Origin of the sequence: Micromonospora sp. NPDC047707, assembly GCF_040704235.1 — a bacterium.
Taxonomy (GTDB): Bacteria; Actinomycetota; Actinomycetes; order Mycobacteriales; family Micromonosporaceae; genus Micromonospora.
In genome coordinates this window covers 1-10,340 of the sequence record NZ_JBEYSU010000068.1, presented here as the reverse complement: position 1 = coordinate 10,340, position 10,340 = coordinate 1, and the positions used below count along the sequence as shown (strand labels likewise).

8 protein-coding genes and 1 pseudogene are annotated in these 10,340 nt (G+C 65.6%); 5 read left to right on the top strand and 4 right to left on the bottom strand.

The features are described from left to right. Positions 1 to 118: 118 nt before the first annotated feature. The gene (locus AB0873_RS30775; protein ID WP_366604151.1) at positions 119 to 811 is read left to right on the top strand and encodes a transposase family protein; all 693 of its coding nucleotides are present in this window, start codon (positions 119 to 121) and stop codon (positions 809 to 811) included. A 258-nt stretch (positions 812 to 1,069) separates the two neighbouring features. Here the strand turns inward: AB0873_RS30775 and AB0873_RS30770 are convergent, their stop codons facing one another. Next, positions 1,070 to 1,999 (bottom strand): LysR family transcriptional regulator, encoded by a 930-nt coding sequence (locus AB0873_RS30770; RefSeq protein ID WP_366604149.1) that lies wholly within the window; start codon positions 1,997 to 1,999, stop codon positions 1,070 to 1,072. Positions 2,000 to 2,821: 822 nt separating this feature from the next. Continuing rightward, positions 2,822 to 4,327, bottom strand: coding sequence for an aldehyde dehydrogenase family protein (locus tag AB0873_RS30765; RefSeq protein WP_366604147.1), 1,506 nt, complete (start codon positions 4,325 to 4,327; stop codon positions 2,822 to 2,824). A 70-nt stretch (positions 4,328 to 4,397) separates the two neighbouring features. Between AB0873_RS30765 and AB0873_RS30760 the strand changes: the two genes are divergently transcribed. From AB0873_RS30760 to AB0873_RS30745, 4 genes and pseudogenes are all read left to right on the top strand, one after another. Then, positions 4,398 to 5,321: a LysR family transcriptional regulator gene (locus AB0873_RS30760; protein ID WP_366604145.1), complete on the top strand. Its 924-nt coding sequence runs from the start codon at positions 4,398 to 4,400 to the stop codon at positions 5,319 to 5,321. Positions 5,322 to 5,448: 127 nt separating this feature from the next. Further along, entirely contained in the window at positions 5,449 to 8,355 is a 2,907-nt protein-coding gene (locus AB0873_RS30755; RefSeq protein WP_366604144.1) for an AAA family ATPase, read from the top strand. Between the two features lie 355 nt (positions 8,356 to 8,710). Next, positions 8,711 to 8,881 carry a hypothetical protein gene (locus AB0873_RS30750; protein ID WP_366604142.1) on the top strand — a complete coding sequence of 57 codons (171 nt, stop codon included), beginning with the start codon at positions 8,711 to 8,713 and terminating at the stop codon, positions 8,879 to 8,881. Positions 8,882 to 8,895: 14 nt separating this feature from the next. Continuing rightward, positions 8,896 to 9,018 (top strand): annotated as a pseudogene (locus tag AB0873_RS30745) (IS481 family transposase); the annotation flags it as partial. 367 nt (positions 9,019 to 9,385) lie between these two features. On the opposite strand, the gene AB0873_RS30740 reads toward AB0873_RS30745, so the two are convergent. Both AB0873_RS30740 and AB0873_RS30735 read right to left on the bottom strand, forming a co-directional pair. Continuing rightward, positions 9,386 to 9,580: a hypothetical protein gene (locus AB0873_RS30740; RefSeq protein WP_366604155.1), complete on the bottom strand. Its 195-nt coding sequence runs from the start codon at positions 9,578 to 9,580 to the stop codon at positions 9,386 to 9,388. A 616-nt stretch (positions 9,581 to 10,196) separates the two neighbouring features. Next, a partial coding sequence (locus AB0873_RS30735) for a transposase (RefSeq protein WP_366604153.1) occupies positions 10,197 to 10,340 on the bottom strand: 144 nt, incomplete at its 5' end.

Here is a 10,340-nt window from a genome sequence, read left to right as displayed (position 1 = left end):
CCGCCGAACACGAGGCACTACACGCGATGACCCACCCGGTCACCGCAGCCCTGAAAACCAGCTAACCAACTCTCCATCAAACCCGGGGCTTGACAATGTGTTGGCAGCGTGGTTCGGGGTGGACCGCTCCACGATCACACGGGCGGTGGGCGAAATCCGACCGCTACTGGCCGAGCGGGGCTGCCGAGTGCAGGACGGCGTGCGGCTGCGCACCCTGGCCGACGTGGTCGCCTGCCTGGAGCATGTGCGGGCGGCGGCGTTGATGGACGCCACCGAGATCCGCGTCCGGCATCCCAGCGCCGGCCGCGCCGGACGGCAGCGGTTCGTGTCCGGGAAGTCGCGCACCAACGCGATCAAGACCCTGGTCCTCAGCGACACGCAGGGACGGCTGTTGTTCTGCGGCGCCACCGTGCCCGGCAGCACCGCCGATATCACCCAAGCCCGCCAGGCCGGTCTAACGCACTGGCTGGCCCACACCGCCGGGGTGCGTATCCTCGCCGACGCCGGTTATCAGGGCCTCAGCGCCCAAACCGGCGGCCAGGTAATCACCCCGACCCTGCGGCATCACAAGAAGGCCCTGGAACGCCTGCCCGGCATCGCCGAACTACGTACAGCCCAGCGCCGCGAGCACGCCCGCCGCCGCGTACGCGTCGAGCACGCCATCGCCCACCTGAAGAACTGGCGCAGCTTGACCCGCCACCTCGGACGCCGCGACAGCCTCGACACCACCATCCGCACCATCGCCGGCCTACTGTCCGACCACCAACACACCCACCGCGGCAAACCCATCGCCGCCATCACCGCCATGTGACCTACCCCAGCCGGGGGCAACTCCACGCCGCGGACAACCATGCACGAAGTCGTTAGTACCGCCCTTTAGCCCTCGATCTGGTGAACCATGTGAGAGGGAATAGCTATGGCGTCGCCGATACCCGGGGCACGCGACGATCGTCCTGTCTGGGTGCGACCAACACCCAGTGCACGTCCAAGCAGACAAGCCACTCGAAGTACAACGACTTTGTTGGGGCGGCTTGAACAGCGCTTGCCGTCTCAAGAGCGTCGCTGACCTCTACAGCAGCTCGACGCCCAGAGGAAGGTTGTCGCTGGCGGTGGCGTCCAGAACGTATTCCGTCAGGATGCGGCGGAGTTCGCGGCCGGCGTGGGTGGGCACCACGTCCCGGCGGCGGGCCACCGCGATCGTGCGGCGGACGCCCGGCGGGGCGAGCCGGGTGACCCGGATCCCGGGCCGGCGGGCCACCACGATGCCGGGGACCAGGGCGATCCCGAGCCCCGCCTCGACGAAGCTCAGCACGGCGTCCATCTCGCCGCCGTCGACCGAGAGGGTCGGCTCGAAGCCGGCGGCCCGGCACGCCTGGAGGGTGGCGTCCCGCAGGTCGTAGCCCTCGCGGAACATGACCAGCGGCTGGTCGCGCAGGTCGGTGATGCGCAGGTCCCCGCCGGGCGGCACGGTCGGCACCGGGTCCACCGAGGCCACCACCAGGCTCTCGGTCAGGATCGGATCGGCGCGCAGCCCCGGGTCCGCGCCCTGCGCCGGCATGATGATCAGAGCCAGGTCGAGGTCGCCCCGCAGCAGGTCACGCACCAGGTCCTGCGAGCCGCCCTCCTCCACCCGCAGGTCCACGGTGGGGTGGGCGTCCCGGAAGCGGCGCAGCACCGGCGGGGCGAGCGAGGTGGCCAGGCTGGGGGTCGCCCCGAGGCGGACCCGGCCCCGCCGCAGGCCCACCAGCTCCTGCACCTCCCGGGTCGCCGTGTCCACGTCGGCGAGGATCCGCTTGGCCAACGGCAGCAGCACCTCCCCCGCCGCGGTGAGCCCGATCTTGCCCCTTACCCGCTCGAAGAGCGGGGCCCCCAGGTCGGCCTCCAGAGCGTGAATTTGCTTACTCAGCGAGGGCTGCGTTATGCCGACCGCCTCGGCCGCCTGGGTGAAATGTCGTAGTTCTGCGACCGCTACGAAGTACCGGAGCTGATGGAGCTGCATCTACACAGATTACGGCTGCCAGATTTGCTTCACACCTAACCCATCGAATGCGGTCCTGGGAGGTGTCTTTTCTCATCGCCACCACACCACGACCTCGGCCTTGGTTCCCCCGTCTCGTCCCCTAATCCGCCTGTCCGCTTACCACGAAGCTACCCGGTCCAATACGGCTCATGTGGCGTGTCATTGTATCGGCGCGGGCACCGGCACTTCGGCCCTAAACCCCGCCGCTGCCCCAGCCATTCCTTTCGAGTTCAAACAGGCGCCTTTCGGATGCTTGGCTGAAAGAGGAGCGACCCCTACCCGGCTTTTGTCGTCGCCAACTGCTTAACGCTACACGGCCCGACCGTCCCAATTTTTTAAGTGTGTCCAGACCGACGCCGTCCCAGGACCCTAGCCGCCCGTTATCGGCTGATCGACTCCTGCTTAATCAAGTTCGCTGACACCCCGTGCCGACACTGCCATTGCACACCGGGACGAACCGGATATCCGCCGCTTGCGTGGGCCGACCCCGTCAGCCGAGTATGCGAGCGGCCGGCCGAGGCGTGGCACCCCGAGGCCGGCTGACACAGCGACAGACTGCTGGCGCTGACCTCGTTACCTTACGGTCAGCAGCATCGACAGCGGCTTGCCGCCCTGCTCGCAGGCCGGGTGCGGCTCCTTAGCCCACGCCACAGGACCGTCCGAGGGCGTGGTCGGCGGGCTTCGTGGACACACGCCGGGTGACTCGACCTGCTGCTGCGGTGCCGACATGCGCCAGCGCCCGTGCTGGCGGGCCCGAGCGTTGGTGGCATCCACGCTGACACCGTACTGAGCTTAGCAGCATCAGCGCTGCTCGGAGATTGGAAGCCGAAGCGCGATGACTTTCGGCTCCGTCATTGCCTCGACGGCGTTACGGACCCCTTCCCGTCCTACGCCGGAGTGCTTGAAACCGCCGAACGGCATCTCGTCGATACGAAAATCACTGGTGTCATTGATCATCACGGCGCCGACACGCAACTGCGTGGCAATCATCAAAGCGGTATCAATCGTTCGCGTGTAAACGCCTGCGTGGAGCCCATACTGATTCTCGTTAACGCGGCGGACTGCATCCGCAACTGTCGCGACCGATTCGACGCAGACCACGGGCCCGAACACCTCTTGGGTCATGAGCGAGGCATCACTGGGCACACCAGTCAGCACCGTCGGCCAGAGGAAGGAGCCCATGCGGCGCATTCCAGTCAGAATTTGGGCGCCGCCAGCGGCAGCCTCAGCGATCCAGCCCTCGATTCGTCGTGCCTCCCGCTCAGAGATGAGCGGTCCGATGTCCGTCTGCGGGTCATCCTTCGGACCGACAACCAGCGCTTCGGCGTGCTCCGCCAGACAAGACACAAAGGGACCAAAGACTTCAGCATCGACGAATACGCGTTGCACCGATATACAATTTTGTCCTGCCGATCCAAAAGCTCCCTGGGCGACCGCACGAGCAGCGGTATTCACGTCGCTATCGGCGAGAACGACCACAGCGCTACAGCCACCGAGTTCCATCATCGTCTTCTTAGCGCCCGCAGCTCTAGCAACGGCGTCGCCAGTGCGCCAGCCACCGGTGAATGACACCAAATCAACCTCGTCATGTGTGACGAGGGCGCGGCCTGCTTCAGGGCCGCCGGGCAAGATGGAGATCCGGCCGGGCGGAACCCCCGCCTCCAACAGGACCTCGGCCAGCCGTAGCGCGACGATTGGCGTGGCTTCGGCCGGCTTAAGAACTACCACGTTTCCAGCCACCAAGGCTGGTCCCAGTTTATGGGCAACAAGGTTGAGAGGGTCATTGTAGGGTGTAAGGGCGGCAACGAGTCCGATGGGCTCACGGCTGTACCAGCCCAATCGGCCAGCACCCCGCGGCGAGGAATCGAAGGGAAGCGTGTGGCCAGTTAGTGAGCCCGCCTGCTCGCTGCTGAGAAGCAAGGTGTGGGCAGCGCGCGCCACCTCTAGCCGGGCCTCGCGGATTGTCTTGATGCCCTCGGCTGCAATCGTTGACGCGAAAAGTTCAGCCCGCTCGGTAAGGATCCGGGACGCCTGATGTAGGGCGCGTCGTCGTTGCCACGCCGGCCAAGCATCTCCTTGATCACGCTCGCGAGCCGCAGCATCGACGGCTCGGCGCATCTCATCGCCGGTCGTGTCTGCAACGACTGCCAGAGGTGCGCCACTGTCAGGGTCGCAAACCAGCTGGCTGTTGTCGCTCTGCTGCCAGTCACCGGCCCAGAAGGCACGCCCTGGTAGGTCCCAACGGGTCGCAGGTTGCGCTGAAAAAGTTTGCGGCCCTGCTGTCAACTGAAGGAAGGTATCGAGCATTCGCTCACTGTGATCTGCGGCCAGCACCAGGTCAAGCGATAGTTGCTACCTGTTAGGATAAGCTGAGCTAATGCTCAACGTGTCAGCCCTTCGGATGCTTCACGCAGTCGCCAGCTCGGGCTCGATCGCTGGGGCCGCAGCGGCCCTCGGATACACTCCGTCTGCCGTCTCTCAGCAGCTCGCCTCGCTTGAACGCGCCATACAGGTCAGGGTGCTGGAGCGGGGGCCTCGGAGTGTTCGGTTGTCGGACGCCGGCGTCCGACTGGCTGCACATGCCGAGGCGGTACTCGCCAAGCTGGCCGAAGCGGAGGCCGATATGCGAGCATTCGCTGGCCTACAGACGGGAACAGCAACCCTCGCTCTGTTTCCGAGTGCCATGCGCGCCTTAGCGGCTACAATTTTGCTCAATGCCGCAAAGGCCCTGCCGGGCATAACGATGCACATCGAAGAGTTTGAGCCCGCTGTGGCGCTGTCCGCTCTTCAAGATGGCGCTGTGGACTGTGCTCTTGTCTATGACTTCGCTGACAAGCAACTCGAGCCACCAAGGTCCATTCAGCTTAAGGTTATCGGATCAGACCCCTTTCGTCTTTGCGTTAGCGCGAATGACAGTTTAGTCAAGACTGCGCCGGTGGCGGAGCATCTGCTTACAACTCGTCCATGGATTGCCGACGGCCCGCCACCCGCCGAAAGCTGCTTTGCGCTGCGTCTACTCTCCCAACGTGGCCACGAGGTAACCGTTGCGGCTCGAAGCGAAGATGCTGCAGCCGTGCATGCGCTAGTTGCAGCTGGCATTGGTGTTGCCTTGCTGCCTTCAATGGCCATCGACACGCGAAACCATAACATTGCCGCACTTCCTCTTTCAGACCCACCACCACCCCGAAGAATCATATTCGCGTATCGTAAACCGTCCGCCGAATATGCGATCCTTGCAATGGTCGGACCGATCATCCGCAATGCTGCAAGGCAACGACTGAGCGCAGACTCATGCGGGTAGGCGATAAGACCCAAGGTTCTTCGGGTTCGTTCCGAAGGGGTTCTACGGGATGACGCCCCAGCGGTGGCTGACAGTCATAGACAACATACAGCTAGGCTGGCTGGCGTGACGACGTCGGGAGGGCGGAGTGATCGGGGGCGGTGTGGAGCCTGGGCGTTTTGTAGGCCGGTCCGACGCGATGGCGAAGTTGCAGAAAGCCTACGAGCATGTGGATGACGCCGAGCAGGCGACGACCGTGCTGGTGAGCGGGGAGGCCGGGATCGGCAAGAGCCGGCTGCTGCGGGAGTTCTGCGACCAGTACGCCGGCGATGCCATGATCCTTATCGGACACTGCATTGAATTGGGAGAGGATGCGTCGCCGTATGCGCCGTTCGTCGCCGCGCTACGGCAAGCAGTACGTCAGGTCGGTCTGAAGCATCTGATCGATCAGCTTCCGGCCGGCGCAGCCGAGGATTTGGCATTGCTCCTGCCGGAGTTCGGCGCGCCACCCTCGACCGCGGCGGTGGCGCGTGGTCGGCTTTTCGAGACCGTCCTGCTTTGCTTCGAGCGGCTGGCTGCCGAGCGGCGGATCGTGCTGGGGATTGAGGACGTGCACTGGGGAGACCGGTCCACCTGGGATCTCTTGCGATTCCTGGTGGCGTGCCTCGATGACGCGCGAATCTTGATCGTGGCGACACACCGCGACTTGCCGTACGGCGTCCCGATGCGGCCTATGCTCCTCGACCTGCGGCGCTCCGGCAAAGTCCGTACCATCGAACTGCCAGCCCTGAGCGCAGAAGAGGTCACCGAGCAGGCCACCGATATTCTGGGCCACCGGCCGTCCAGATCAACACTTGATGACCTAATCGCACGCAGCGGTGGCAACCCGTTCTATGTGGAGGCGTTGCTAGCCAGCGAGCCTGGCGATAATTCTGCCTTCCGGCACCTGTTGCTGCTGGCAGTCGAGCGGCTGCCGGAGCATACGCAGCGGATGCTGAACATCCTCGCCGTGGCGGGCACCGCAGTTGCACCTGCTGACCTCATGAAGGTGTCCAGAATGGACGCGGGCGCTGTCGATGAGGCACTTTACCCCGCCGTTAATGCCAGCGTCGTGACCGCGACGGACGACGGGTACGCATTCCGGCACGAGTTGATCAGAGAGGCCGTCTATGACGCGCTGTTGCCCGGTGGGCGTTTGGACATACACCGTCGCTACGCTGAGGCCTTCGAGACTGTAGCCGACGACCTGAGCCGCGCCGCAGACATCGCGCGACACTGGCACGCCGCAGGTGATGTTCCCTTCGCGTTCACCGCCGCTTGGCGTGCCGGGGAGGCCGCGCGTGCGGCGCTGGCTCATGCTGAACGATTCAGCATGCTAAACCGCGTGCTCCGCCTCTGGCCATTAGTGCCCGACGCACAGGAGCGGATTGGCATGAGCCGCGCTGAGGTCCTGCGCGCCGCAGTAGAGGCGGCCGACGAGAGCGGCGAGCCGGAGCGTGGGCTAACCCTCGCGGCGGACGCCATCGCGGCAGCCGAATCAGCCGGTCTTCCGCTGGTGGCCGCTCAGGTTCTGGAGAGGCGGGCCCGAATCCGCCGCCGGCTGGGGCGTCGCGGTGCGCGGGAAGACCTGCTGTCGGCGATCGCACTGGTGCCGTCTGATCCGCCGACCGCCATCCGGGCGCGTCTGCTCGGCTTCCTTGCCCAGCGGTACTGGGTGGAGGGCCGCAATGAGCAGGCCCGCGCGGCCGCCAATGAGGCGCTGGCGCTCGCCGACCAGGTTGGTGACGAATATGCGCAGATCCACGCCCGCATCAGCCTTGTCGGCCTCGACGTCGAGGCGGGACGCCTGGAGCGGGCCAAGGAGTACGAACCGATCCGCGCGGCCGCGCGCCGGATCGCCGTGCCGATGCTCGAGGTACGGTCATACATCGAGCAGTCCTTCGTGCTCACAGAAAGGGGCGCCTACCACCAAGCGGTCAAGATTGCACGTGAAGGGCTGCAGCTGGCCGGGCAAGCCGGCCTTTCGCGCACACTCGGCGCTCGGGTTGCCACATATCTCGCCGAAGCCTTAATGATTGTTGGGCAGTGGGATGAGGCGCTAGAGGTCATTGCGCATGTTGAGGAGTTGGAGCCGCCGGCCGGTTACCTCGCAGCGCTGCTCGCCCTACGCGGTCGGATAGAGATTGCCCGTGGCGACACGGGGCGCGCGGCGGACACCACAACCCGAATCAAAGAGCTAGTCGGCGACGAGGCGGACACACCGTGGGAGCTCTATCTGCGGACCTGGCTGGAAGCCGAGATCCACCTCGCCCGGCACGCGCCGACCGAAACGGTGCGGACGGTACTGCGAGCCCTGGACACCCACCCGGCCCCTCTGGAGCCGATGCTTGCCTGGCCGGTACTTGTTCTCGCCGCCCGCGCGGCGCATAGGGCGGCCGTATGGCGGAACGGCGGCGAACCGGTGCCCGAGCGCCTCGCCTTCGTCGCCAACCAACTCCCGGCGCGCACGCCATGGGAGGACGCACACCGCGCCTCGTTCGCGGCCGAAATGGCGCAGCCTGCCGTCCGCGGCGCCGCGGCGGCCGCGGCCCTCGCCGCATGGGACAAGACTGGATTGCCGCATCCGACGGCTGCGGCGTTGTTGGACGCGGCCGAAAGCGCGGCAAACGACGGCGACCGTGGGCTCGCCGCAAAGCACCTGGCCCGCGCGGCGGCTCTGGCGGCCGAGCTCGGCGCTCATCCGCTGCTAGACGAGGCGGCCGGGCTCGCCCGGCGAGCACGAGTATCGATGGAAAAGCCTGCCGGCGGAGAGTCCGCTGGCGCCCCAGCACATGCCCCTGCCAGCCCGTACGGTTTGACCGGGCGCGAGCTGGAGGTGCTCGAACTGCTCGCCGAAGGGAGCACTAATCGTCAGATCGCCCAGCAACTTTTCATGTCCGCGAAGACGGCAAGCGTGCATGTCTCAAGGATCCTGGCCAAGCTTGGCGTGACAAACCGCGGCCAGGCCGCCGCGTTGGTCCACCGGATCCGGCTATTCGACCAACCGGGGACGTAACGCTCCCTCCGGCTCCGGCATCTCGATTGCTAACACGCCGATTGTGGCCTAGAGGTCCTATCAATGCCGGGCGACGTGTCGGTAGATGATGATGCAGGTGGCGAGGGCGAGGAAGGCTTCGTGGATGTCGTCGCGGGGTTCCCACCGGATGCGTAGCCGATTCTTCTAAAATTGACGGACATCATTCATGCCTGGATCTCCGGCCAGCACGGGGTCCATCTATGTCCACCAACGTCGAGGGGCTGCGTACCGTTCGAAGCGGCCCAAGACGAGCCCTAACGCCACTCATGTCGAGGTCGTCGGGAAGATCATCTATCTGCGGCAAAACTACCACATCTGTCCAGCGAAGATCGCGATGTACCTCAGGAGTACCAACGACGTCGACATCGCGCATTCCGGGGTGTGGCGAATCCTCCAGCGCTTGGGCATGAGTCGGCTGCCGGCCTCGCAGCGCTACAAGCATCACGACAAGCGGTGGAAGCGCTACGAGAAGCAGCTGCCGGCCACCGCGTGCAGATCGACGTGAAGTTCATCGAACCCATGCCCCGCGCCCCGCGGCTGAACGCCAAGGTCGAGCGTTCCCACCGTATTGACGCAGAGGAGTCTACCGAGTGCTGCAGGGTTTTAATTGACGACGCGCAAGTGTTCAACGACAAGCGCCGTGAGTGGGAGGACTACTACAACTACCATCGACCGCACGGCGGCTTCGGCGGTCAGACCCCAACGAACGCCTCAAGCAGAAGACCACCACCCATACGTAAAGGTCATCATCCGTCGCTCACGTCCGGGCCAAGGTCGTCAAGGACCTGGCCCTTCCGGGTGTCAAGGACGGTCGATCAAGTCACTGACGTGCAGGGTTGCGGCAAGCAACTCAGGGGTCGCCCGCGCGGTCGTACGACTCGACGGCCGTGTCGGCAAACTTCAGGACGTGCTCGTCGCCATGCTCGGCGGCCCGCTGGAGCGCGTCCTCGCGCGTTACCTTCGGATAGTGCCGGACGATCTCCGCGGATGGGGCCGGCCGGGCCGGGGCTTACGTCGCGACGACCGCTGCCACGGCCGCCCAGGCGGCCGTCAGGCTCGGCAACCACTGCTCGGTCGGTAGGACCGGGAGCACATGCCGCACGGCGTTGGGCGCTGTAGCGGCGTGGACCAGCAGGACCGGCGAGCCGTGGCCGAGTCCGAGGTATGCCCAAGCGGCGCCGTCGACGAGCGACTCCAGCCGCATCGGGACCTCCTCGGCGGACGCGGCGGGCGCCAGCGCGCGCAGGCTCGCGGTCCAGCCCGGGCTACTCTCGAGCCGGTCGAGCCGATGTGCGATAAAGCCGCTTTGGTCCTTGAGCCGGGTGACGGCTGGCAGAGCCTGTTGGGGTGTGAGAGTGCCATCCGGCGCGACCACCCCAGCTCGGGGTAGCGCGCCGCCAGAACGCCAGCCCGTGGGCGAGCTCGTCGAGGGTCTGGCATGCCGGGGCGTGCGCGGTGCCGCACAGTGTACGCACCGCGTGACAGACCCGGATCACGCCGTGGGGCGAGCCGGCCACGATCCCCGGCAGCAGCCGCGGCCATCACACACCAAGCACCTCGACCACGGCGCTCGGTCAACTCGTGCTTGAAGTACGCGGCCCAGGCGGGCAGCAATCGCGCCTAGCCCCGCGCCCCACTCCACTCACCGGGCCGGATGGCCGCGCTTGCTGATGCTGGTGGCCCGGTCAACCGTCCGTGTGTCGGTTCGCGCCATTCCTGACGTGGCGGCTTCCTTCCTTGTTTGAGTATCTGTCCTGAACCTACGCCCGCTGCCGTCCAACCCATTGAGGCCGCTCCTGCTAGGCAGTGTCTTCAAAGGTTCACAGCCATTGCAGTAGCGCGGCGATGGTGACGGTGGCCTGGTACGAGGTGGCTGTCTTGTCGTAGCGGGTCGCGATGCTGCGGCACTGCTTGAGCCGGTTGAAGCAGCGCTCGACGACGTTGCGGTGTTTGTAGAGCTGGGT

What these genes read in the sequence shown, in the direction of transcription:
- AB0873_RS30770 (WP_366604149.1), bottom strand. Translation starts at nt 1,999, where the DNA reads ATGCAGCTCCATCAGCTCCGGTACTTCGTAGCGGTCGCAGAACTACGA.
- AB0873_RS30765 (WP_366604147.1), bottom strand. Translation starts at nt 4,327, where the DNA reads ATGCTCGATACCTTCCTTCAGTTGACAGCAGGGCCGCAAACTTTTTCA.
- AB0873_RS30760 (WP_366604145.1), top strand. Translation starts at nt 4,398, where the DNA reads ATGCTCAACGTGTCAGCCCTTCGGATGCTTCACGCAGTCGCCAGCTCG.
- AB0873_RS30750 (WP_366604142.1), top strand. Translation starts at nt 8,711, where the DNA reads ATGTACCTCAGGAGTACCAACGACGTCGACATCGCGCATTCCGGGGTG.
- AB0873_RS30740 (WP_366604155.1), bottom strand. Translation starts at nt 9,580, where the DNA reads ATGCGGCTGGAGTCGCTCGTCGACGGCGCCGCTTGGGCATACCTCGGA.